This window comes from Rubellimicrobium rubrum (genome assembly GCF_006152115.1).
In the GTDB taxonomy this organism is placed as follows: domain Bacteria; phylum Pseudomonadota; class Alphaproteobacteria; order Rhodobacterales; family Rhodobacteraceae; genus Rubellimicrobium; species Rubellimicrobium rubrum.
This window is the reverse complement of the sequence record NZ_VDFU01000008.1, coordinates 46,853-68,510: the sequence shown is the minus strand read 5'-3', so window position 1 is coordinate 68,510 and position 21,658 is coordinate 46,853. Positions and strand designations below refer to the sequence as shown.

At 70.5% G+C, this 21,658-nt stretch carries 22 protein-coding genes; 15 read left to right on the top strand and 7 right to left on the bottom strand.

What is annotated here, in order from left to right:
• Positions 1-42 precede the first annotated feature (42 nt).
• From FHG66_RS09005 to FHG66_RS08995, 3 genes are all read left to right on the top strand, one after another.
• Complete coding sequence (locus FHG66_RS09005) at positions 43-798, top strand: acyltransferase family protein (protein WP_176556173.1); 756 nt, start codon at positions 43-45, stop codon at positions 796-798.
• 70 nt (positions 799-868) lie between these two features.
• Positions 869-1,141 (top strand): acyltransferase family protein, encoded by a 273-nt coding sequence (locus tag FHG66_RS09000; protein WP_139076415.1) that lies wholly within the window; start codon positions 869-871, stop codon positions 1,139-1,141.
• 150 nt (positions 1,142-1,291) lie between these two features.
• A complete protein-coding gene (locus FHG66_RS08995) occupies positions 1,292-1,852 on the top strand; it encodes a fasciclin domain-containing protein (RefSeq protein WP_139076414.1) in 561 nt (186 codons plus the stop codon).
• Positions 1,853-1,946: 94 nt separating this feature from the next.
• Here the strand turns inward: FHG66_RS08995 and FHG66_RS08990 are convergent, their stop codons facing one another.
• A complete protein-coding gene (locus FHG66_RS08990; protein ID WP_139076413.1) occupies positions 1,947-2,852 on the bottom strand; it encodes a zinc ABC transporter substrate-binding protein in 906 nt (301 codons plus the stop codon).
• 145 nt (positions 2,853-2,997) lie between these two features.
• On the opposite strand from FHG66_RS08990, the gene FHG66_RS08985 reads away from it, so the two are divergent.
• The 5 genes from FHG66_RS08985 to FHG66_RS08965 all read left to right on the top strand — a co-directional run bounded on the left by FHG66_RS08985 (position 2,998) and on the right by FHG66_RS08965 (position 6,257).
• Entirely contained in the window at positions 2,998-3,474 is a 477-nt protein-coding gene (locus tag FHG66_RS08985; protein WP_139076412.1) for a Fur family transcriptional regulator, read from the top strand.
• Complete coding sequence (locus FHG66_RS08980) at positions 3,474-4,220, top strand: ATP-binding cassette domain-containing protein (RefSeq protein WP_139076411.1); 747 nt, start codon at positions 3,474-3,476, stop codon at positions 4,218-4,220. Before FHG66_RS08985 ends, FHG66_RS08980 begins: the two co-directional genes overlap by 1 nt.
• A complete protein-coding gene (locus FHG66_RS08975; RefSeq protein WP_139076410.1) occupies positions 4,220-5,014 on the top strand; it encodes a metal ABC transporter permease in 795 nt (264 codons plus the stop codon). The genes FHG66_RS08980 and FHG66_RS08975 overlap by 1 nt, the downstream gene beginning before the upstream one ends.
• Positions 5,015-5,118: 104 nt before the next feature.
• Entirely contained in the window at positions 5,119-5,760 is a 642-nt protein-coding gene (locus FHG66_RS08970; RefSeq protein WP_139076409.1) for a GcrA family cell cycle regulator, read from the top strand.
• Entirely contained in the window at positions 5,757-6,257 is a 501-nt protein-coding gene (locus FHG66_RS08965) for a GNAT family N-acetyltransferase (RefSeq protein WP_246082528.1), read from the top strand. The genes FHG66_RS08970 and FHG66_RS08965 overlap by 4 nt, the downstream gene beginning before the upstream one ends.
• 6 nt (positions 6,258-6,263) lie before the next feature.
• Here FHG66_RS08965 and FHG66_RS08960 read toward each other — a convergent pair whose 3' ends face one another.
• Entirely contained in the window at positions 6,264-7,289 is a 1,026-nt protein-coding gene (locus tag FHG66_RS08960; protein WP_139076408.1) for a hydroxyacid dehydrogenase, read from the bottom strand.
• 115 nt (positions 7,290-7,404) lie between these two features.
• On the opposite strand from FHG66_RS08960, the gene rimO reads away from it, so the two are divergent.
• A complete protein-coding gene (rimO, locus tag FHG66_RS08955) occupies positions 7,405-8,775 on the top strand; it encodes a 30S ribosomal protein S12 methylthiotransferase RimO (protein WP_139076407.1) in 1,371 nt (456 codons plus the stop codon).
• A gap of 4 nt (positions 8,776-8,779) precedes the next feature.
• Here rimO and FHG66_RS08950 read toward each other — a convergent pair whose 3' ends face one another.
• From FHG66_RS08950 to FHG66_RS08940, 3 genes are all read right to left on the bottom strand, one after another.
• Positions 8,780-10,651 carry a monovalent cation:proton antiporter-2 (CPA2) family protein gene (locus tag FHG66_RS08950; RefSeq protein ID WP_139076406.1) on the bottom strand — a complete coding sequence of 624 codons (1,872 nt, stop codon included), beginning with the start codon at positions 10,649-10,651 and terminating at the stop codon, positions 8,780-8,782.
• 52 nt (positions 10,652-10,703) lie between these two features.
• Positions 10,704-11,378, bottom strand: coding sequence for an exopolysaccharide biosynthesis protein (locus FHG66_RS08945; protein WP_218013812.1), 675 nt, complete (start codon positions 11,376-11,378; stop codon positions 10,704-10,706).
• Between the two features lie 79 nt (positions 11,379-11,457).
• A complete protein-coding gene (locus tag FHG66_RS08940; protein ID WP_139076405.1) occupies positions 11,458-11,922 on the bottom strand; it encodes an NUDIX hydrolase in 465 nt (154 codons plus the stop codon).
• A gap of 199 nt (positions 11,923-12,121) precedes the next feature.
• On the opposite strand from FHG66_RS08940, the gene gndA reads away from it, so the two are divergent.
• Positions 12,122-13,567 (top strand): NADP-dependent phosphogluconate dehydrogenase, encoded by a 1,446-nt coding sequence (gndA, locus tag FHG66_RS08935; protein WP_246082527.1) that lies wholly within the window; start codon positions 12,122-12,124, stop codon positions 13,565-13,567.
• A gap of 4 nt (positions 13,568-13,571) precedes the next feature.
• Here the strand turns inward: gndA and hrpB are convergent, their stop codons facing one another.
• Positions 13,572-15,950: an ATP-dependent helicase HrpB gene (gene hrpB, locus FHG66_RS08930; RefSeq protein ID WP_139076404.1), complete on the bottom strand. Its 2,379-nt coding sequence runs from the start codon at positions 15,948-15,950 to the stop codon at positions 13,572-13,574.
• Positions 15,951-16,089: 139 nt separating this feature from the next.
• Here hrpB and meaB point away from each other — a divergent pair, with 139 nt between their 5' ends.
• The 4 genes from meaB (at position 16,090) to FHG66_RS08910 (ending at position 18,719) form a co-directional block, all read left to right on the top strand.
• On the top strand, positions 16,090-17,049 hold the full coding sequence (meaB, locus tag FHG66_RS08925) for a methylmalonyl Co-A mutase-associated GTPase MeaB (RefSeq protein WP_139076532.1): 960 nt from the start codon (positions 16,090-16,092) through the stop codon (positions 17,047-17,049).
• Entirely contained in the window at positions 17,046-17,840 is a 795-nt protein-coding gene (locus FHG66_RS08920; protein ID WP_139076403.1) for an alpha/beta fold hydrolase, read from the top strand. Before meaB ends, FHG66_RS08920 begins: the two co-directional genes overlap by 4 nt.
• Positions 17,841-17,967: 127 nt before the next feature.
• Positions 17,968-18,273, top strand: coding sequence for a 50S ribosomal protein L28 (gene rpmB, locus FHG66_RS08915; protein ID WP_139076402.1), 306 nt, complete (start codon positions 17,968-17,970; stop codon positions 18,271-18,273).
• 98 nt (positions 18,274-18,371) lie between these two features.
• Complete coding sequence (locus FHG66_RS08910; RefSeq protein WP_139076401.1) at positions 18,372-18,719, top strand: MmcQ/YjbR family DNA-binding protein; 348 nt, start codon at positions 18,372-18,374, stop codon at positions 18,717-18,719.
• On the opposite strand, the gene purD is transcribed toward FHG66_RS08910, so the two are convergent.
• On the bottom strand, positions 18,716-19,966 hold the full coding sequence (gene purD / locus FHG66_RS08905) for a phosphoribosylamine--glycine ligase (RefSeq protein WP_139076400.1): 1,251 nt from the start codon (positions 19,964-19,966) through the stop codon (positions 18,716-18,718). The two genes, FHG66_RS08910 and purD, sit on opposite strands and share 4 nt — an antisense overlap.
• A 72-nt stretch (positions 19,967-20,038) precedes the next feature.
• Between purD and xseA the strand changes: the two genes are divergently transcribed.
• Positions 20,039-21,658 (top strand): exodeoxyribonuclease VII large subunit, encoded by a 1,620-nt coding sequence (xseA, locus tag FHG66_RS08900; protein ID WP_139076399.1) that lies wholly within the window; start codon positions 20,039-20,041, stop codon positions 21,656-21,658.

Below are 21,658 nucleotides of genomic sequence, written 5' to 3'. Positions count from 1 at the left end.
GTCATCTCGGGGTGGCCGACTTGGGTATGGGTGCGTTGAATCTTGGGGCAGCCTGAGCCTGCGATCCCGCTGAAGGGCCGGGGCCGGGGGACCAACCCATCCGGGATCGCTGGCTCGTCCTACATCCCCTCGCTCGATGGCCTGCGGGCGGCGTCCATCCTCATCGTGCTGCTGAGCCACGCCGGGGCGTCGTGCCTGATTCCGGGCGGCTTTGGGGTGACGGTGTTCTTCTTCCTCTCGGGCTTCCTGATCACGACGCTGCTGACGCGGGAGCACGACCGGTATGGCTCGATCGCGCTGGGGGCCTTTTACCTGCGGCGCCTGGTCCGCCTGGGGCCGCCTCTGCTGGCCTGCCTGCTGCTTGCGGGCGTCGCGGCGATGTTGGGGCTGGCCGGAGCGGATCTGGACCGCTCGACGCTGGTGAGCCAGATCCTGTTCTACTACAACTACCACTCCCTCCTCACGGGGTCGGACGAATGGGTCAATGGCCTGGGGATTCTCTGGTCGCTGTCGGTGGAGGAGCATTTCTATCTGATCTGGCCCGCCCTGTTCATCGCCATCGGGCGGCGCTGGATCGGGTTGAGGCATCTGATCGTCCTGCTCGTTGCCCTGCTCGTCTGGCGGAGCTTTCGGTACTTCGTCCTCGGGTCGTCGGAATGGTCGATCTACATCTCTACCGATACCCGGTTCGACAGCCTTCTGTACGGCTGCGTCCTGGCGCTGATGCACTGGCGCGGCGTGGCGGGGCAGGTCTTCCCGACCGGCCGTTCCGCCCTGGCCCTCCTGCGTCGTCTTTGAAGGAACCTTCGTCCATCAGGGCGAGGCATTCCGCTCCACGCTCCGTTACAGCCTTCAGGGCCTCGCTCTCATGCCGGTGTTCCATTACGCCGTCACGTGGCCCGATGCTCCGGTGTTCCGCGTCCTGAACTGGGGCTGGGTCCGGCGGATCGGCGTGTATCCCTACACGATGTACCTCATCCACTTCGTCATCATCCAGGCGCTGGTCCGGAACGGTCTGGCGATGGGAAGCGTGCCCCTGATCCTGCTGTCCTTCACCCTGTCGGTGGCCGTGGCCGCCCTGGTGTACGAGGTCGTGGAAAAGCCGTTCCGTCCTTTGAGGGCCAGGCTCACCGGCCATTAGCGGGCCTGCTCTGACGTCTGTTCGTCTTCACGCGTTCGTGAACACAAGAATTTGCAGACTGCTGAAACTCTGTCCCGGCCCGCTTCGTGACTTTGGGTGTTCCCGGGACGATCCCCGGGGTGTCAGAACCGAAGTCAGGGAAACCAGATCATGAAAACGCTTCTTGCCGCTTCCGCTTTCGCGCTCGTCGGGGGGGCTGCCTTGGCCCAGATGGCCAATCCCATGGTTGGTGGCGCGGAGATGCCCGCGACCAATGACATCGTGACCAACGCGCTGAATTCGGCCGACCACACCACGCTCGTGGCCGCCGTCCAGGCTGCCGGCCTGGTCGAGACGCTTCAGGGCGCGGGACCGTTCACCGTGCTCGCCCCCACCAACGAAGCCTTTGCCGCGCTGCCCGCGGGCACCGTGGAATCGCTGCTCGAGCCGCAGAACAAGGACCGGCTGACGCAGATCCTGACCTGCCACGTCATCGCCGCCGAAGCCTTTTCGACGGACATCGTCGGCATGATCGAGGCCGATGGCGGCACCCACCCGATCGAGACCGTAGGCGGCTGCGTGCTGCAGGCCACGACCCAGAACGGCATGGTGATGATCACCGACGAGCAGGGCCGCACGGCCACCGTCACCATCGCGGACGTGGACCAGTCGAACGGCGTGATCCACGTGATCGACACCGTGCTGCTGCCGTCGGCCGACGCCCAGCAGTGACCTGACGCAGGCCCCGGAACGGGGTCGCGATCCGGGTCCTTGGACCCGGTGACCTGGCCGCCGGATCGCACCCCTGCGATCCGGCGGTTTTTCGTTAGGGCGCGAGGCAGGTTTCCAGCGCCTGCCCGATGTTCTCGACCAGGGTCGGGTAGAGATCGGCCCCAGGCGCAAGGTTCACCCCGTCCGGGTCCACGGTGGCCGTGCGCAGTTGCGCGCCTTCGCCCAGCGTCTCGGCCCAGGACGGGTCGGTTTCGGCGTCCACGAGCAGGCAGCGGACCTCACCCGCGAGGACGGCCTCGCGCAGGGTCGTCACGTCCGAAGGGGCTGGCCCGGCGCCGTCGGCATGGGCGATGGCGCGGCTGGACCCGAGGCCCGAGGCCCGTTCAAGATACCGGTAGGCGTTGTGACCCACGGCCACCGATACGCCCGCATGGGGCGCAAGGCGCGAGGCCAGGTCCTGGCCCAAAACCGTCAGGCGCTGAGAGGCCGCGTCCGCATTGGCGCGATAGGTTTCGGCATTGTCGGGGTCCAGGGCGGCGAGCGCGTCGGCGATGCTGGCGGTCCATGCCGCGGCGACGGCCGGATCGAGCCAGGCATGCGGGTCGATCTCGGCCCCGCCATGGTCGTGGTCATGCTCGTGCCCATGGTCCTCGTCGGCCATGGCCGGCAGGGGCTCCCAGCCGGGGCTGTCCAGGAGGCCGAGCACCTCGGCCTGCGGCGCGAGGGAGGCTAGGCTTTCCCCTAGCCAGGGCAGGAAAGCGTCGCCCGTCCAGACGATCAGCTCGGCCTCGGTCAGGGCCTGCGCCTCGGACGGGGACAGGCTGGCGTCATGGGGCGAAGTGCCCGGCGGCACGATCATCGCGGGCTCCCCCAGGTCGCCCATGACCATGGCAACGAGGCTATGGACAGGGGCGGTGTCCGCGAGCACGGTCGGCACCTCGGCCCAGGCGGGCGCTGAGGTGAGCAGGAGAAGGGCGCTGGTGCGGAAGGTGGCGGGCATGACGGCTCCTTGAAGGCATTGGTCGCCCTCCGTCCTACCGGCGTCGTTATAGTATAACAAGAGGCATCGTTACCTTGTAATGGTGGCCTTGCGTTGGGAGGCGCGGGGATGCTAATCGTCGTTACCTTGTAACGCAGGCCCTGTGATGCCCCATGCCTTTGATCGCCACGACCACGGCACCTGCATCGCCTCGGCCTTGCGCGCGGCCGAGGAGACCTGCGACGGGCGCGGCCTGTCGCTGACGCCCCTGCGCCGTCGGACGCTGGAAATCCTGCTCGAGTCCCATGCCGCGTTGGGGGCCTATGACGTGCTGGCGCGGCTGGAGGCCGAAGGCTTCGGCTCCAAGCCTCCTGTGGCGTATCGGGCGCTGGGGTTCCTGGTGGACAACGGCTTTGCCCATCGGATCGAGGGCTTGTCGGCCTTTGTCGCCTGCGCGCGGCCCGGCGCCCCGCACGCCCCGAGCTTCCTTGTCTGCCGGTCGTGCCGCCGCGTGGCCGAGGAGGCCATCGAAGCGCCCCTTGCCCCGGAGGCCGAGGCCGAGGGCTTTGCCATCGAGCGGACGGTGGTCGAGGCGCAGGGGCTTTGCCCGGCCTGCCGGCCTCATGCGAAGGGAGCGGCCTGATGGCCCTGATCGCGGCGGAGCATCTCGACGTGCGCCATGGTAGGACGCAGGTCCTCCATGACGTCTCCGTCAGGATCGACGGCGGCGAGATCGTCACGCTGGTCGGCCCGAACGGGTCCGGCAAGTCCACGCTGCTGCGCTGCCTGATCGGGGCGCAGCGGCCGACCAAGGGGCGCATCCTCAAGGCGGCTGGGCTTCGGATCGGCTACGTGCCGCAGAAGCTCCATATCGACCCGACGCTGCCCCTGACCGTGCGGCGTTTCCTCGATCTCCCGACGCGGGTCGGGACGGCCGAGGCCGAGGCCGCGCTGGACGAGGCGGGGGCGGGGCACGTCATGGGGCGGCAGATGGCCGACCTGTCGGGCGGGCAGTTCCAGCGGGTGCTGCTGGCCCGCGCGATCCTGTCCCGGCCCGACATCCTGATGCTGGACGAGCCGACGCAGGGCCTCGATCAGCCGGGATCAGCGGCCTTCTACCAAAGCCTTGAGGAGATTCGGGCACGGCTGGGCTGCGCGATCCTGATGGTCAGCCACGACCTTCATGTCGTGATGAGCGCGTCGGACCGGGTCGTCTGCCTCAATGGCCATGTCTGCTGCGAGGGGCATCCGGCCATGGTGTCCGCCGCGCCGGCCTATCGGGAGCTGTTCGGAACGGGGACCAGGGGCGCGCTGGCGCTGTACCGGCACGATCACGACCACGCGGACCATGCGGCGCATCATCACCACCACCACGGCGAGGAGGCGTGATGCTCCTCGATTCGTTCCTGATGCGCGCCGCGCTGGCGGGCGTGGGGGTGGCGCTGGCCGCCGGGCTTCTGGGCTGCTTCGTCGTCTGGCGGCGGATGGCCTATTTCGGGGATGCGACGGCCCATGCCTCGATCCTGGGCATCGCGCTGAGCCTCGCCTTCGGGACGCCGGTGACGCTGGGCATCCTTCTCGTGGCGGGGGCGATGGCGCTGCTGGTGTTTGCCCTGACAGAGCGAGGGCACGCGGTGGACACGGCGTTGGGTGTGCTGGCGCACGGGGCGCTGGGGGTCGGCCTCTTTGCCGTGGCGCTGACGCCGGGGCCGCGGGTCAACCTCGAGGCGTTCCTGTTCGGCGACGTGCTGACCGTGGGCCGTGGAGACCTGGCGCTGATCTGGGGCGGCGCGGCGGTCGTGGCGTTCCTTGTCTGGCGGAACTGGCCGCTGCTGCTGACCTCCACGCTGTCCCCCGACCTTGCGCGGGCGGGGGGCATGGACCCTTCGCGCGGGACGCTGCTTCTGTCATTGCTTCTGGCCGGGGTGGTAGCGGTGGCGATCCAGGTCGTGGGGGCGCTTCTGGTCACGGCACTGCTCATCATCCCCGCCGCAGCGGCGCGGACCCTGGCCCGGACGCCCGAAGGCATGGCGCTGGCTGCCTGCGGCATCGGGGTGCTGGCATCCCTGGGTGGGCTCGGGCTGGCGGTGGCTGCGGATTCCGGGGTCGGTCCCGCCACGGTGACCGTGGCCGCGGGAGCCTTCGCGATCCTGACGGCGGCGCGGCGCGTTCGTCAGGGATAAGGTCTGAAGGGGTGCGGCGAATGATCCGGTCGGGTCATGCCGCGTCTTGAACTCCGCCCGGGTGGTCTGTATCTCGGTGCGTCATGATTTTCGGAGGGGGCGCGATGTCCTGGACTGACGAACGCGTCGAAACGCTCAAGCGGATGTGGGCCGAGGGCGCCTCAGCGAGCCAGATCGCCAAGGAGCTGGGGCAGGTCACGCGCAACGCGGTGATCGGCAAGGTGCATCGCCTGGGCCTGTCGAACCGCGCCGTTCCCGGCAGCCGTGCCGAGGATGGCCTTCCCGAGATCGTGGAGGAGGAGGTGCCCGTCCAGCCGATCCCGGCCGCCCCGGCCCGCGCGCCCGTCGCCGCTGCGCCCGTCGAGGACGACGAGCCCGAGGAGATGCCCGCCGAAGTCGAGGTCGAGGAACCCGAGCCCGAAGAGGCGGAGGAGCAGGAGGAGGCCAGTGCGCCGGTGCCGTTCCGGCGCCAGATCATCCCGGCCGGGCAGCCCCTGCCGCCACAGCCTTCGGCCAACGAGATCAGCCCCGAGGCCCAGGCCGCCGCGCTGGCGGTGGAGAAGACCTCCAAGCGGCTCACCCTCATGGAGCTGACCGAGAAGACCTGCAAATGGCCCGTGGGCGATCCCGCGACGCCGAACTTCTGGTTCTGCGGCATGCCCGTGCAGCAGGGCAAGCCCTATTGCGAGGCGCATGTGGGCGTGGCCTTCCAGCCCATGAGCGCGCGCCGCGACCGGCGTCGGTGACGGCCATCCGGATTCGGGACGAAGAGGGCGGTGATCGCGAGGCGGTCGCCGCCCTTGTCGTTTCGGCCTTTGCAGGCCGTCCCTATGCGAGCGGGACCGAGGCGCGCATCCATGCCGCGCTGCACGACGCCGGGGCCGCGACGGTTGCCCTTGTGGCCGAGGACACCGGGCGTGTGGTCGGGCAGGTGATCGTCTCTCCGGTCACTCTGGACGGGGGACCGTCCGGGTGGCACGGCCTGGGGCCTGTCGCGGTCCTGCCGGAGCGTCAGGGCCAAGGGATCGGGAGCGGCCTGATCGTCGAAGCGCTGACCCGGCTGCGCGGGTTGGGGTCAGGAGGCTGCGTCCTGCTGGGGGACGGTGGCTACTACGGGCGCTTCGGGTTCCGCCCACCGCGCGGGCTCCATGCACCGGGCCTGCCGGCCGAGCATTTGTTCGTCCTGCCCTTTGGGGACGAGCCCACGGGCGCCGTGGGCTACCATCCCGCCTTCGGCATCTGATCCCGCCTAGTTCGTCGTGACCGGCTTGGAGCGGAAGCGCGCCACCGTCTCGCGCTCGGCGCGGCGACAGACCTGGGGTGGCAGGTCGCGGTCGAGGAGCGCCAGATCCTCCATCACCATTTCGCCCATCCGCTTGAACGCGATGTCGAGTGCGCCCGCGCGGTGGGCGGACAGCAGGAAGCCGGGGAGGCTCCGGACAGGGTGGTCGAGGGGCAGGGGCTCTTCGGGGAAGACGTCGCTCGCCGCCTGGATATGGCCCGAGCGGACGGCCTCGATCAGCGCGTCGAAATCCACCACGCCCGCGCGGGACAAAAGGATCAGCGCGGCGCCCTTGGGCATCTTGGCAAAGGTCTCGGCCCCCAGGAAGCCCTGGTTCTCGCTCGTCACGGCGGCGGTGACGAACAGCGTCTCGGACTGGGACAGCAGCGTGGACAGGTCCACCGGCTCGGCCCCCAGCGCGCGGGTGACGGACGGGGCTTGCCAGGGGTCGTGGGCAAGGAGCCGGGGCCGGAAGCCGCCCAGAACCCGCGCCACGGCCTGCCCGAGCATTCCCATGCCGAGGATGCCGACCGTCGAGCCGGTGAGGAGCCGCGCCGCGGCATTGCCTTCGCCGCCCCACTGCTCCCGGCCCGCGCGGAAATCGGCGTCAGCGCCGTGGATATTGCGGGCGAGGCTCAGCGCGAAGCCCAGCCCGATCTCGGCCACGGGTTCCGCGAAGACCGCGCCGGTCGTCACGACATGGATGCCGCGCGCGAAGGCGTCCTCGTAGGGCATGTTGGGGAGGAGGTTGGATTCGACGTTGAAGATGCAGCGCAGCGACTCCATCCGCGCCAGCAGGTCCGGCGTCAGGGGCGGCTGGCCGATGACGTAGCGGGCCTCGCGCAGCGTGTCGGGGGGCAGGTGGGGCAGCGCGTCATCGGTGGTCTCTATCACGTCGTAGCGGTCGAACAATCCGCGCAGCAGGTCGGGCGCAAAAAGAAGGGGCAGCGTTCGGGGTAGCGGACAGGCGAGGATCAGGGGACGGTCGGTCATGATGGCTCCGTTGTTGCTGGCATCTGACGGAAGGCGCATGGGCGTGGCAAGGCGTCCCACTTTTCATGCGGGCGTGAAGCCGCTATGTCCGCCCATCCCGCCAGAGGCTGCCCGCATGACGCTCAATCCGCCGAACCTTCGCCCCGACCTCGCGCCCAAGCTGAAGATCGCCGACGTGGCCCGCCCCGGCCAGCCGACCATCGGCATGGTGAGCCTTGGCTGCCCCAAGGCGCTGGTGGACAGCGAGCGCATCCTGACGCGGCTGCGGGCCGAAGGGTATGCCATCTCGCCCGACTATTCGGGGGCCGATGCGGTGATCGTGAACACCTGCGGCTTCCTCGATAGCGCCAAGGCGGAAAGCCTGGAGGCCATCGGCGAGGCCATCGCGCAGAACGGCAAGGTGGTGGTGACCGGGTGCCTGGGCGCCGAGCCCGAATACATCACGGGCGCGCATCCCAAGGTGCTGGCCGTCACGGGCCCGCACCAGTACGAGCAGGTCTTGGACGCGGTCCACGCCGCCGTGCCGCCGTCGCCCAACCCGTTCATCGACCTGCTGCCCGCTCAGCAGGTGTCGCTGACTCCCCGGCACTACAGCTACCTCAAGATCTCGGAGGGCTGTAACCACAAATGCAAGTTCTGCATCATCCCGGACATGCGCGGGCGACTGGTGTCGCGCCCGGCCTTTGCCGTGGTGAAGGAGGCCGAACGGCTGGTCGCAGCGGGGGTGAAGGAACTGCTGGTCATCTCGCAGGACACCTCGGCCTATGGCGTGGACCTGAAGCATGCCGAGGAGCGGGGGCACCGGGCACATATCACCAACCTCGCACGGGACCTTGGGTCGTTGGGGGCCTGGGTGCGGCTTCATTATGTCTATCCGTACCCGCATGTGCGCGACCTGATCCCGCTGATGACCGAGGGTCTGGTGCTCCCGTACCTCGACATCCCGTTCCAGCACGCGCATCCCGACACGCTGCGTCGCATGGCCCGGCCCGCCGCCGCCGCGAAGACCCTGGACGAGATCGCAGCCTGGCGGTCCATCTGCCCCGAGATCGTGCTGCGGAGCACCTTCATCGTCGGCTACCCCGGCGAGACGGAGGCGGAGTTCGAGACGTTGCTGGATTGGCTGGACGAGGCGCAACTCGATCGCGTGGGCTGCTTCCAGTACGAGGACGTGAAGGGGGCGCGGTCCAACGCGCTGCCGGACCATGTGGCCCCGGAGGTCAAGCAGGAGCGGTGGGAGCGGTTCATGGAGAAGGCGCAGGCCATCTCCGAAGCCAAGCTGGCCACCAAGGTCGGCACCCGGATGGAGGTGCTGGTCGATGAGGTGGACGAGGACGGTGCGACCTGCCGCACCAAGGGCGACGCGCCCCAGATCGACGGCAACCTGTTCATCGACGAAGGCTTCGAGGGGCTGAAGCCCGGAGACCTCGTGACCGTCGAGGTCGAGGAGGCGGGCGAATACGACCTGTGGGGCGCGCGGGTCTGACCCCCTAGCCCGAGGACGGCGTGGGGCCGTCCTGGGGCGCCGACACGCCCGACCCGTAGGTCGGGCCGAAGCCCGACAGGCTCTGCGGCAGGGTCGTGGCGCGGGCAGCGTCCCTCAGGTGGTCGGGCAGGTTCGACAGGAGAAGCTCCCGCCCGCTCGTGAGGTCGCCGGCCATCTGCGCGGCGAAGCGGTCCGCGTCGCGCCTGCGCACCGCGGCGAGGACCTCCTCCACCACCTCCGGGGCTTCGCCCAGGTCGTCGAGCGTGCGGGCCCCCAGGGTGAGCGCGCTTTCCAGAGTTTCGCGGATCTGGAAATCGACCCCGGCGCGGACCAGCGCCAGCGCATGGGCGCGGTCGTAGGCGCGGGCATAGACCGGGACCAGGGGGTATTCGGCCTTGATGATCTCGGCGATGCGGACCGAGGCCTCGGGGCGGTCGATGCAGATGAGGATGGCGCGCGCCTCGTGGGCGCCTGCCGCGTGCAGGATGTCGAGCCGCGCGCCGTCGCCGAAATAGACCTTCATCCCCATGAAGCCCGCGACGCGGATCATGTCGGTGTCCGTGTCGATGATCGACACCGACCAGCCCCGCGACAGCAGCACCTGGGCCACGATCTGGCCGAAGCGCCCGTAGCCGATCAGCAGGACCGATCCGTCCAAACCGTCCGGGGCCTCCATGTCGCTGTCGTCCGCCTCGGTGCTGCCGCGCGCGAACCGGTCATGGGCAAAGATGAGCAGGGGGGTGAGGATCATCGAGATGATGATGATGGCCGTGAGCATGGCCGATCCACGCGCGTCGATCAGCCCGACCGCCAGGGCGGCCCCGTAGAGGACGAAAGCGAACTCGCCCCCTTGGGCCATCAGCACGGTCCGTTCCACCGCCTCGGCGTGCGAGGCCCGGAACAGGCGGGCCACGGCGTAGATGCCAGCGGATTTGAGGAGGATGTAGGCGGCCACGGTGAGCAGGATCACCGGCCACTCCTCGGCGATCACCGCCAGATCCAGCGACATGCCCACGGCCAGGAAGAACAGGCCGAGGAGCAGGCCGCGGAAGGGCTCGATGTCGGCCTCGAGCTGGTGGCGGAAGGTGGACTCGGACAGCAGCACCCCGGCCAGGAAGGCCCCCATGGCCGCCGACAGGCCGCCGCCCTGCAGGAGCAGCGCCGAGCCCAGCACCACGAGAAGCGCCCCAGCCGTCATCACCTCGCGGCCGCCAAAGGTGGCGAGGACCCGGAACAGCGGGTTGAGAAGGTAGCGCCCCGCGACGATCAGCAGCGCGATGGCACCAAGCCCGACAGCGACGGACATCGCCCGCTCGCCCCCCGTCATCGGCTCGCCGCCGCCAGGGGCCAGGAAGGCCACCAGGGCCAGGAGCGGCACGATGGCGAGATCCTCGAGCAGGAGGATCGAGACGATGTGCTGCCCCTTTTCGCGGGACAGGTCGCCGCGTTCGTTCAGCATCTGCATGACGATGGCGGTCGAGGTGAGCACGAAGCCCGTCCCCGCGATCAGCGAGGTGGCGACCGAATAGCCCAGTGCCACGCCCACCCAACTGAGCAGCGCCATGCAGGCGACAACCTGCGCGAGCCCCAGCCCGAAGATGTCCTGCCGCATCGACCAGAGCCGGCGCGGCTCCATCTCGAGGCCGATGATGAACAGGAACAGCACCACGCCCAGCTCCGCGACATGGAGCATCGCCTCGGGGTCCTGGATGACGTGGAAGCCGAAGGGCCCCATGACGAGCCCCGCCGCAAGGTAGCCCAGGACCGAGCCCAACCCCAGGCGGCGGAAGATGGGCACCGCCACCACGGCAGCCCCAAGCAGGGTCACGGCAGCGGCGAGATCGGGGCCGTGAGCGACGGCTTCTGCGGCGGCCATGGGGCCTCCTTGGATGGGGATCGCAGAAGCCTAGCGGGCCGGAGGTGCCCCGTCAAAAGGCGTTGGTGAAGATGAACCAGGCCCCGCCCGACAGGACGGTGATCACGAAGGCGGCCACGATCACCGCCACGACACCCACGGCGATCCCCCCGCTCATCCAAAGCCCGTCGCGTTCGAGCACGCCCAGACCGATCAGGCAGAGCGCGGCCCCCGGCAGCATGTTGACGAAGGGCACCGGCAGCGCGAGCACGACCGACAGCAAAAGGCAGAAGCCGCCGATCAGCCGCTGCGCCAACGGCTCGGCCAGAATCTGGATGCGGGGGGCGGTGAAGCGGTCGGCCCATTCGAGCCAGGGATTGATCCGCTCCACGAGGTTGGCGAAGTCGTCGCGTGGCATGGAGCGCAGGGCGATGAAGCGGGGCAGCCAGGGCTCCTTGCCCAGCATCATCTGGAACGCCAGGAACACCAGCGGCAGCCCCAGGATGCCCGAGGTGCCGGGGATCGCCGGCAGCGCGTTGGGCAGCGCGAAGATCAGCAGGAGGGCCCCGAAGGCGCGGCCATGCATGGCCTGCACCAAGTCGGCCAGCGAGATGCGGGTCCGGGTCGCGTCGGCGGCCAACTCGTCCAGGATCTGCGCCAGCTTCTTGCGCGGGGGCATCGTGCGCCGCCGGCGCAGGGGGCCCGTGGCCTCGTCGGCCTCGTCCCGAAGCGGATCGTCCTGATGCATTCCATTCCCCAGAGGCGCTGTCCCTGATTAAGGGCGTCGCGAAGTCGGCCGCAAGCCCGCGCGCGTCAGGCGGCGGGTGTCAGGTTGCGCGGCGGAAGTTCAGCAGGATCTCGCGGAGGCCTTCCTCATCGACGAGGCGGGCCGCCTCTTCGGGGGTGACCCAGATGCGATCCCGCCGATGCGCCTCGGGGAAGACGTCCAGGGACTCGCGGACCTTGATGGCGTAGACGTGGTGCAGGCAAAGGAGATCGTCGCCTTCGGATGTCCGCTTGATGGCGACATAGCTTCCGAGCGGCTTGCGCGAGGCCTTGCCGCGCGACACGCCCCCTTCTTCCCAGGCCTCGACCATGGCGGCCTCGGCGTGGGTCTTTCCTTCCATGGGCCAGCCCTTTGGCAGGATCCAGCGACCGGAGGAGGATGTGACGAGCAGCACCTCGGGTCCCCTCTTGCCCTTGCGCCAGCACAGCGCCGCCAACTGCGCGAAGCGAGGTTCGAGATGGCGGCGAGGGAAGCGGATGGCCAGGTTGTTCGGCTGCAACGTCATGGGTAGAAGTAACTCGGAAACGGTGAACGGGTTCCGCGCCAGCCTATGACATCATTCACGGCGTTCCGCAGAACTATGTTAAGTTGTAGCGAACAATCTTTCGTTGAACAGAGGCCAATCGGCCACGGCCCGGTCGATGGTTGCTCATTCCCCGGGCAAGCCGCTAACTGAACGGGACACGCAGCCAGGGAGAGACGGGATGCGAGAGATGACGGCGAGCCTGGGGCTCTATGGCCTGGGGGTGATGGGATCGGCGCTCGCGCTCAACATCCTGGAAAAGGGCTTTGCGCTGCATGTGGGCAACCGCACGGCGTCCAAGGTACCGCCGTTCGTCCAGGCCGCCGGGCCGCTGGGCGCGCGGGCCACGGGGCACGACAGCCTCGCGGCCATGGCTGCCGCGATGGCGCCACCGCGCGCGATCATCCTGATGGTCGATGCCGGGCCCGCCGTTGACACGGCGATCGAGGCGCTGCTGCCGCATCTCTCGCCCGGCGACACGATCGTGGACTGCGGCAACGCCGACTTCCACGACACCCGCCGCCGCGCCGCCGCGCTCGAGGCGCAGGGACTGATCTTCATGGGCGTCGGCGTGTCCGGCGGAGAGGAGGGCGCGCGCCACGGGCCCGCGATCATGGCAGGCGGACGGCCCGAGTCCTGGGCGCACCTCGCCCCGGTGTTCGAGGCCATCGCCGCCACCTACGAGGGGCAGCCCTGTGCGGCGCTTATGGGGCCGGATGGGGCCGGGCATTTCGTCAAGACGGTGCACAACGGCATCGAATACGCCGACATGCAGCTGATCGCCGAGGTCTATGGCCTGCTGCGCCACGGGCAGGGCAAGGCCCCGGCCGAGATCGGGGCCCTGTTCGGGCAGTGGGACCAGGGGCGGCTCAAGAGCTACCTCGTGGAGATCACGGCGGCGGTGCTGTCGGCGGTGGACCCGGCCACGGGGCTGCCGTTGGTGGACGTGATCCTCGATCAGGCGGGGCAGAAGGGCACCGGGCGCTGGACCGTCGTAGAGGCGTTGGCCCTGGGCCAGAGCGCCTCGGCCATCGAGGCCGCCGTCGGCGCGCGGGGCTGGTCGGCGGAGAAGGCCACCCGGGAGGTCGGGGAACAGATCCTGGGCACCGAGCGCAAGCCCCTGGAGTTGTCCGAGACCGAGTTGGAAGGCGCGCTGCTGGCGGGCCGGATCGTGGCCTATGCGCAGGGCTTCCGCATCCTGCAGGCGGCGTCCGAGACCTACGGCTGGGGCCTTGACCAAGCGCGGGTTTCGGAGACGTGGCGCGCGGGCTGCATCATCCGTTCGGCGCTCCTGGGCGATATCGCGGCGGCCTTCCGGGGGGAGATGCCGCATGGGCAGCTGATCCTTGCGCCCGCCTTTGCGGCGGACCTGCGGGCGTCGCTGCCGTCCCTGCGCCGGGTCGTGGCGGCGGCGGTGCTGGGCGGGCATCCGGTCCCGGCGCTGTCGGCGGCGCTGGCCTTTGCCGACACGTTCTCGCAGGGGCGTGGGACGACGGACCTGATCCAGGGGCAGCGCGACTACTTCGGGCGGCACGGCTTCGTGCGGCTCGACACGGGCGCGGTGCATCAGCACGGGCCATGGGCCGTGACGATCGTGGACAAGGTGGCCGATCCCAAGGCGCAGTAGCGCCTCAGGTCCCCCGAGGCTTGGCGCGGAGCGTCGGCTCCGCCTCCCAGGGGCTTTCGGGCCAGGGGTGGCGGGGGTAGCGCCCGCGCATCTCCTTGCGGACCTCGGGGTAGCTGCTGCGCCAGAAGCCCGGAAGGTCCGAGACCACTGCGATGGGCTTCTGGCCGGGGGACAGGAGGGTGACGCGGATGGGCTTGCCCGCCGCCATCGGGTGCGCGGTGACGCCCAGCATTTCCTGAAGGCGGACGGCGATCTCCGGCCCGTCCTGGGCATAGTCGATGGGGATGCTGCGCCCGAGCGGCGTGGTGAAATGGGCAGGGAGGATGCGGTCCACCTCCTGCATCTGCGCGTGCGACAGCATCCCGCGAAGGGCGGGGAGGAGGTCGAGGCGCCGCCAGTCGGCCTCGGTCCGCACGCCCTCGAGCCAGGGGAGGAGCCAATCCTCCGGCGTGTCCAGAAGCGCCGCATCGGAAAGGTCCGGCAGGTCGCCGCCCGCCGACCGGGCGAGCATGACGCGCGAGCGGAAGCGTTCAGTGGCCCCGGACAAGCGAAGGCCGAGACCCCGCACGCCATCGAGCATCGCACGGGAGATCGCCTCGGACGGCACGGTCTCCCACGCGCGGTCGGACAGGACGAGCGCGCCCAGCCGCTCCTGCCGCCGGGCCTGCACGCGGCCCTCGCGGGACAACCAGACCGCCTCCTCCATGGTGCGGATGCGGTCCTTGAGGACGGCGCGGAGATCGGACTCGTCAAGGGGGAGGGCGGCGCGGATGCGCGCCTCCTCGCCTGCCCCGTCAAGGTCGGTCACGACAAGGAGCCGTTGGGCGCCGAGGGGGTCTCCGGGAGAGGCGACCGCGCCGCGACCGCCGGACAGGAGAAAGCGCGGGGCCTCGCCGGGGCGGCGGAGCGCGATGCGGTCCGGATAGGCCAGAGCCGCCATCGCGCCCCTATCCATCGCGGGCCGGTCCGGCGCGAGGCGGGCGAGGCGCTGGGATTCGCGTTTCAGGCGGTCGCGGGACTCGGGGCGGAGCCTGCCGTCGAGAAGGGGCGACAGGTCGGCGGAGCCGGGCAGCGGCCGTTCGCTTTCCGACAGGATCGCGGCCAGCAGGGCGGCTGGCTTGCCTGCCTTCAGGAGCATGTGCGCGAGGCGCGGGTGGACGGCGAGGGCAGCCATCTCCTTGCCGTGCGCGGTGATGCGGCCGTCCTCCAACGCCCCGAGGTCGGTGAGGAGCCGTCGCGCCTCGGCCATCGCGCCCGCGGGAGGCGGGGTCAGGAAGGGCAGGTCCTCCGAGCCCCAGAGCGCGAGGTCGAGCGCGAGGGGGGCGAGGTCGGCGGCCAGGATCTCGGGCGGGGGGAAGGGCTGGAGGCCGCCTTCCTCGCCCCGCGTCCAGAGCCGCCAGCCGATGCCGGGGGCAACCCGACCGGCGCGGCCCGCGCGCTGGGTGGCCTCGGCCTTGGTCACGCGCTCGGTCACCAGCGCGGACATGCCGGAGCCGGGGTCAAAGCGAGAGCGGCGGGCCCGGCCCGCATCCACCACGGCCCGGATGCCGGGAATGGTGAGCGAGGTTTCCGCGATGGAGGTGGCCAGCACCACCTTGCGGATCGGCGCGGGTTCCAGCGCGAGCCGCTGCGCGGGGGCGGGCAGGGCGGAGTAGAGGGGGCGGACGGCGATGTCGGGAAGGCCCGAAAGCAGCGCCTCGGTCCGCCGGATCTCGGCTTCGCCGGGCAGGAAAGCGAGGATATCGCCCTCCACCGTCTCCAGCGCCTCGCGGATGGCGCTCGCGGTGGCGGTCTCCAGCCGCGTGTCGCCCAGCGGGCGGGGCAGCCAGCGGAGATCCACGGGATAGGCGCGCCCCTCGGCGGTCACGACCGGCGCGCCCATCAGGTCGGCCACGGGCTGCGCGTCGAGCGTCGCGGACATGACGAGGAGCTGCAGATCGGGGCGGAGCGCGCCCCGGGACTCAATGGCCAGCGCGAGGCCGAGGTCGGCCGCAAGGGACCGCTCGTGGAACTCGTCGAACAGGAGCGCGCCCACGCCGGGCAGGTCGGGGTCGGACTGGATCATCCGGGTCAGGATGCCTTCGGTTAGGACCTCGATCCGGGTGTCGGGCGAGACCTTCGATTCGCCCCGCATCCGGTAGCCGACGGTCCTCCCCACCGGCTCGCCCAGCGTCTGCGCCATGCGTTCGGCGGCGGCGCGCGTGGCGAGGCGGCGGGGCTCCAGCATGACGATCCGGCCCGGCGTGCCGGCCCCGAGCAGTGCGAGCGGAACCCGCGTCGTCTTGCCCGCCCCGGGGGGGGCCTGCAGCACGGCCTGACCGTGCCGGGCCAGGGCTGCGAGGAGGTCGGGCAAGACGGCGTCGATGGGCAGGGGCTCGGACATGGAGGGGGATATGCGGGATCGGGGGCGGGATGTGTAGGGCGGGTCTCGGGCTGTCTTGGGGGCAAGGTGGCGGGCTGAAGCTTGCCCCGTGGGTCCGGCGAATCTGGACAGCGCCACCGGGGCGGGCTCTATGGGCGGTATGGATCTCGACCCCGCCACGCTTGCCGTCGCCGTCGCCCAAGGCGACCGCCGCGCGCTCGCCCGCGCGATCACGCTGGTGGAAAGCGCCCGCGAGGATCACCGCGACCGCGCCGAGGCGCTGCTGGCCGCGCTGCCCGAGAGGGAGACGGCGCTGCGGCTCGGGCTTTCGGGGACGCCCGGCGCGGGCAAGTCCACGCTGATCGAGGTGCTGGGGATGCAACTGACCGGGCAGGGCCGTCGCGTCGCGGTGCTGGCGGTGGACCCGTCGTCGCAGCGGTTCGGTGGCTCGATCCTGGGCGACAAGACCCGGATGGAGCGGCTGTCGCGCGAGCCCCTGGCCTTCATCCGTCCCTCTCCCGCCGGAGGGCAACTCGGCGGCGTGGCGCGCCGCACGCGCGAGGCGGTGCGGCTTTGCGAGGCGGCGGGCTTCGACCTCGTGATCGTGGAAACCGTGGGCGTAGGCCAGTCCGAGACGATGGTGGCCGAGATGACCGATATCTTTGCCATGGTCCTTGCGCCGCACGGGGGCGACGACCTCCAGGGCGTGAAGCGCGGGGTCATGGAGGCGGCGGACCTGATCCTGGTGAACAAGGCCGACCGCGATCCGGCGGCGGCGGCGCATACGCAGGGCGACTATGCGGCGGCGTTGCGGCTGATGCGGAAGCGGCCCCAGGACCCGGAGGGGTTTCCCTGTGTGCTGACCGTATCGGCCCTGACCGGAACGGGGCTGCGCGAGGCTTGGGCGGCGGTGGAGCGGCTCTGGCTCTGGCGGCGGGATCAGGGGCATCTGGCGCGGCGGCGGGCCGAGCAGCGGCTGCTCTGGTTCGAGGAGGAGTTCGTTCAGCAGGCGCTCGCCCGGCTTCACCGCGACCCCCGGCTCGCCAGCACGCTGCGCGCCGAGGTGGAGGCCGGGCGGCTCTCGCCCCCAGAGGCGGCACGGCGGGCGCTGGAGGCGTGACCCCCGAGGTGGTCTTCGACGGGGCGCGGCTGCGCGCCGTGCTGATCCGCGGGCGGTCCGAGCGGATGGTGGTCACCTTCGACTACCGCAGGGACGGGCGGGACGGCTTCAGCGCCGACACCCATTCCACGAACTTCGCCCGACAGGGATTCTCGCAACTCGCCATCAAGACGCGGGCCAACGACTGGTTCGTCAACGCGGAGACCCCGGCGCTGGAAGAGGCGCTGGCGCGGGTGGCGCGGGGCCGCGTGCAGGCGCTGGGATTCTCCATGGGCGGATTTGGCGCGCTGCGTTTCGCGCGGGTGCTGGGGCTGGCGCAGGCGGTGGTGGTGTCGCCGCAGGTCTCTCCCCTCGCGCCCTGGGACGCCCGCTACCGGTCCGAGGCTCGGGGCTGGGACGAAGCCTTGGGCGATCTCGGAGCGCGGGCGATGCCGGGGCTTGCGGGCCTGTTGGTCTTCGACCCCTTCGTGCCAGAGGATCTGCGCCATGCGAGGGCGATCCGGGCGCTGTATCCGGGGCTGCGGCCCGTGCGGCTGGGTTTCGGCGGGCACCCCGCGATCCGCACGCTGCGCGGGGCGGGGGGGATGCGGCTCGTGCAGGAGGAGGCCGGGGCGCGGAAGGCGCGGGCGCAGCCCATTCGGGATGCCCATCGCGCCGCGCGGGCCGGGTCGCGGGGATGGTGGCTGCGGCTGGCCGCGCGAGGCGAGGCAGGGCATCCGGGGCTGGCCGACCGAGCGAGGGAACGGGCCGGGGCGCTGCCGATCCGGCATGGGGATCTTGATGCGACGTGACGGCGACTCGCTTGACCTCCGGCACGGAACGCCTTAATGCCCACGGACCAAATTCAGGCGCCCCCGGGCGGGGTGTCGCTCATGTCGCGCCGCGGTCCCGCGGCCATAAGCCAGAGGACGAGAAACCATGTCGCGCAAGTGCGAACTCACCGGGAAGGGTCCGATGTCGGGCCACAACGTGTCCCACGCCAACAACAAGACCAAGCGCCGCTTCCTGCCGAACCTGCAGGACGTGACCCTTGAGTCGGAGTCGCTGGGCCGCTCCTTCCGCCTGCGTATCTCGAACCACGCGCTCCGCTCGGTGGATCACCGCGGCGGCCTTGATGCCTTCCTCAAGAAGGCCAAGGACGAGGAACTCTCGGCCGACGCGCTCCGCATCAAGAAAGAGATCGCGAAGCTCGCCGCCGCCCCGGCCGAGGCTGCCGCGGCCTGAGCCGATCGCGCTTGATGGACGTGCAGAGCCCCGCTTCGGCGGGGCTTTTGCGTTTCGGGGGCTTCCCCGACTCGGGGCAGCGTGCGAGGCTTGGGGGCATGAGCCGGGACTTGGTCAACGCGATCTGCGCGGGCTTCCCCGGGGCGGAGGTGTCCGACCCCTGGGGTGGCGGGCATGACGCCTGGAAGGTCGGCGGCAAGATGTTCGCCTGCATCGGCGCGGTCATGCCGGGCGTGTCGGTCAAGACCGATGGCGTGGAAACGGCCGAACTGCTGATCGACGCCGGGGTGGCGCGGCGGGCGCCCTACTTCCATCGCTCCTGGGTCAACCTGCCCGACGACTGCCCGGAGGAGGAACTGCGGCACCGGCTTGCGGCCTCCTACCGGATCGTGCGGTGGGGGCTGCCGAAGAAGGTACAGGCCGGGCTCCTGCCGTTCGACGGCTAGAGAGCCCGCCAGCCGATATCGGCGCGGCAGAAGAGGCCAGGAGCCTCGATCCGGTCCACCATGGCATAGGCCCGGTCGCGCGCCTCGCGTAGGGTGTGGCCCCGCGCAGTGACGTTGAGGACCCGCCCGCCATTCGCCACGAGGCGACCGTCCTGTTCCCTGGTTCCGGCGTGGAAGACCATGGTCTCCGACGTCTCCGGCAGGTCGCCGAGGCCCTGGATTACGCTCCCCTTCTCGGGCGTGCCGGGGTAGCCATTGGCGGCCAGCACGACCGTGAGCGCGTGATCCTCGGCCCAATGGGCCGTCATCTCGGGCAGGCGGCCCTCGGCGCAGGCCTGGATGAGGTCGAGCGCCTGCCCGCCAAGACGCATCATCAGGACCTGGCATTCGGGGTCGCCGAAACGGACGTTGTATTCGATGAGCTTGGGCGCGCCGTCCCGGATCATCAGGCCCGCATAAAGCACCCCCTGATACGGCGTCCCGCGCTTGGCCATCTCCCGCAGGGTCGGGCCCACGATCTCGTCCAGGGCGCGCTTCTGGACCGCGTCGGACAGGATGGGGGCGGGGGAATAGGCGCCCATGCCGCCGGTGTTGGGGCCTGTGTCGCCTTCGCCCACGCGCTTGTGGTCCTGCGCGGTGCCGATGGGCAGCATGGCCGTGCCGTCGCAAAGGATGAAGAAGGACGCCTCCTCGCCGGTCAGGCATTCCTCAATGACCACCTGCCCTTCGCCGCCCGCGAAGACCGCGTCGAGCGCGGTCAGCGCTTCCGGCACGGTCTGGGCGACCGTGACACCTTTCCCGGCGGCCAGCCCGTCGGCCTTGATGACGATGGGCGCGCCCTCGCGCCGGACATGCGCCTTGGCCTCCTCAAGGTTGTCGAAGCGCGCCCAGGCGGCGGTCGGGGCGCCGCAGGCGTCGCAGACCTCCTTGGTGAAGGCCTTGGACGCCTCCAGCGTGGCGGCCTGCTGGGATGGGCCAAAGACCAGCACATCCGCCGCGCGAAGGCGGTCGGCCACGCCAGCGGCCAGCGGAGCCTCGGGCCCCACGATCACGAGGTCCACCGCGTTTTCCCCACAGAAGGCGGCCACCGCATCGCCGTCGAGGATATCGAGATCGGCGCATTCGGCGACCATCGCGATCCCCGGATTGCCCGGTGCGGCGATCAGGCGGTCGCATTTCGGGTTCTGCTTGACCGCCCAGGCCAAGGCATGTTCGCGGCCGCCGGAGCCGAGGATCAGGATGTTCATGGCGGCGTCTCCCGGTTGGCCTTGTTCGCGAGGCGTTCTAAGGTGACGGGCCGGACCGCACAAGGACGCGACATGGACCTTCTCGACGACGACGACGCGCCGCCGCGCCGCTCCAACGCGCCCGAGTTCTCGGTGTCCGAGCTGTCGCAGGCCGTCAGGCGCATGGTGGAGGGGGAGTTTTCCTTCGTGCGGGTGCGGGGCGAGGTGGGGCGGGTCGCGCGTCCACCGTCGGGGCATCTGTACTTCGATCTCAAGGACGACCGGTCGGTGCTGGCGGCGATCGTCTGGAAGGGGCAGGCCTCCAAGCTGACCGCACGGCCCGAAGAAGGCATGGAGGTCGTCGCGACCGGGCGGCTCACCACCTTTCCGGGGCAGTCCAAGTACCAGATGACGGTGGACGACATCGCCCCCGCCGGGGCCGGTGCGCTGATGGCGCAACTGGAGGCGCGGCGGAAGGCGCTGGCGGGCGAGGGGCTGTTCGATGCGGGGCGCAAGAAGCCCATCCCCTACCTTCCCGAGGTGATCGGCGTCGTGACCTCGCCGTCGGGCGCGGTGATCCGGGATATCCTGCACCGTCTGCGCGACCGCTTTCCGCGCCGGGTGATCGTGTGGCCCGTGGCCGTGCAAGGGGCGAACTGCGCGCCCGAGGTCGCCCGCGCGGTCAAGGGCTTCAACGCGCTGCCGATGGACGGCCCGATCCCGCGCCCCGATGTGGTGATCGTGGCGCGCGGTGGCGGCTCCATCGAGGATCTGTGGGGCTTCAACGAAGAAATCGTGGTCCGCGCCGTCGCGGCGTCCAAGATCCCTGTCATCTCGGCGGTGGGGCACGAGACGGACACGACGCTCTGCGACCATGCCGCCGACCTGCGTGCGCCGACCCCCACCGCCGCCGCCGAGATGGCCGTGCCGGTGCGGGCGGAGTTGGCCGAGCGGACGGCGGTCCTGTCGGCGCGGGCGTCCCGTGCCCTGAGGCAGGGTGTGTTCCAGCGGCGGCAACGGCTGAATGACCTTGCCCGCGCCTTGCCGCGCGGCGACGTCATCGTCGGGCAGGCGCAGCAGCGGCTCGACTACCTGGGCGCGCAGCTTCCGCGCGCCTTGCGCAGCGTGACCGAGCGGCGGCGTGTGCAACTCGCGGATCTGCGGCTCGGGACTGGGGTGCTGGTGCGGAGCATCCGGGCCGAGCGGCGCAGGCTCGAGGAGGCCACGCGGGCCATGGCCCCGGCGCTGGCGCGGACGGCGCGGGATGCGCGGCGGGATCTGGACGACTTGTCTGCGCGGCTCGACCGGGCGCAGCAAGCCCGAGTGCGGTTCCGGCGCGACGTGCTGGAGCGGGTGGCCCCGCGCCTCCATCCCGTGGTGCGTCGGACGGTGGCCGAAAGCCGGGAGGATTTCGAGAGGGTGGCGGCAAGCCTGACGCCCGACCTGCCGCTGGCCCGTATCGGGCGGCTGCGCGAGGGGCTCCTGGCGCTTGATCGCTTGCGCGAGACGCTGGGCTACGAGGAGACTCTGAAGCGCGGCTTTGCCGTGGTGCGGGCGGACGGGCAGGTGGTGACCACCGCCGATGCGGCGTCCCGGGCGGCGGCCCTCGAGATCCAGTTCGCCGACGGGCGGCTTACGGTGGGCAACCGGCCGGCCACTGGGGCCAGGAAGCGCCCGGCCGATCCCCCGCCCGAGCAGGGGAGCCTGCTCTAG